The organism is Aquabacterium soli, from assembly GCF_003933735.1.
Classification (GTDB): Bacteria; Pseudomonadota; Gammaproteobacteria; order Burkholderiales; family Burkholderiaceae_C; genus Aquabacterium; species Aquabacterium soli.
Window position 1 is genome coordinate 1 of the sequence record NZ_RSED01000054.1, and the last position, 1,174, is coordinate 1,174.

Genomic DNA, 1,174 nt, shown 5'->3' on the forward strand with positions numbered 1-1,174 from the left:
GAACGGACCAAGCCGCACGTGAACGTCGGCACCATTGGCCACGTTGACCACGGCAAGACCACCCTGACGGCTGCTATCGCGACCGTGCTGTCCAAGAAGTTCGGCGGCGAGGCCAAGGCCTACGACCAGATCGACGCAGCACCGGAAGAAAAGGCCCGCGGCATCACGATCAACACCGCGCACGTCGAGTACGAAACGGCCAACCGCCACTACGCTCACGTGGACTGCCCCGGTCACGCCGACTACGTCAAGAACATGATCACCGGCGCCGCCCAGATGGACGGCGCGATCCTGGTGTGCTCGGCCGCCGACGGCCCGATGCCCCAGACCCGCGAGCACATCCTGCTGTCGCGTCAGGTGGGCGTTCCGTACATCCTGGTGTTCCTGAACAAGGCCGACATGGTCGACGACGCCGAGCTGCTCGAGCTGGTCGAAATGGAAGTGCGCGAGCTGCTGTCCAAGTACGACTTCCCCGGCGACGACACCCCGATCATCAAGGGTTCGGCCAAGCTGGCGCTGGAAGGCGACACGGGCGAGCTGGGCGAGCAAGCCATCATGAAGCTGGCCGAAGCCCTGGACACCTACATCCCGACGCCTGAGCGCGCCGTGGACGGCACCTTCCTGATGCCCGTGGAAGACGTGTTCTCGATCTCGGGTCGCGGCACCGTGGTGACCGGCCGTATCGAGCGCGGCATCATCAAGGTCGGCGAAGAAATCGAGATCGTCGGTATCGCTGCCACCCAGAAGACCACCTGCACCGGCGTGGAAATGTTCCGCAAGCTGCTGGACCAAGGTCAAGCTGGCGACAACGTCGGCATCCTGCTGCGCGGCACCAAGCGTGAAGACGTGCAGCGCGGCCAGGTGCTGTGCAAGCCCGGCTCGATCAAGCCGCACACGCACTTCACCGGCGAGATCTACGTGCTGTCCAAGGACGAAGGTGGTCGTCACACCCCGTTCTTCAACAACTACCGTCCTCAGTTCTACTTCCGTACCACGGACGTGACCGGTTCCATCGAGCTGCCCGCCGACAAGGAAATGGTCATGCCTGGCGACAACGTGTCGATCACCGTCAAGCTGATCGCCCCGATCGCCATGGAAGAAGGCCTGCGCTTCGCCATCCGTGAAGGCGGTCGTACCGTCGGCGCCGGTGTCGTGGCCAAGATCCTCGACTGAT

The 1,174-nt window shown here is 63.7% G+C and carries 1 protein-coding gene; it reads left to right on the forward strand.

Annotated elements, in window-relative coordinates; translation table 11 throughout:
• On the forward strand, nt 1-1,173 hold a 1,173-nt coding region (gene tuf / locus EIP75_RS23750), incomplete at its 5' end, for an elongation factor Tu (protein WP_125245663.1).
• Nucleotide 1,174: the final 1 nt, after the last annotated feature.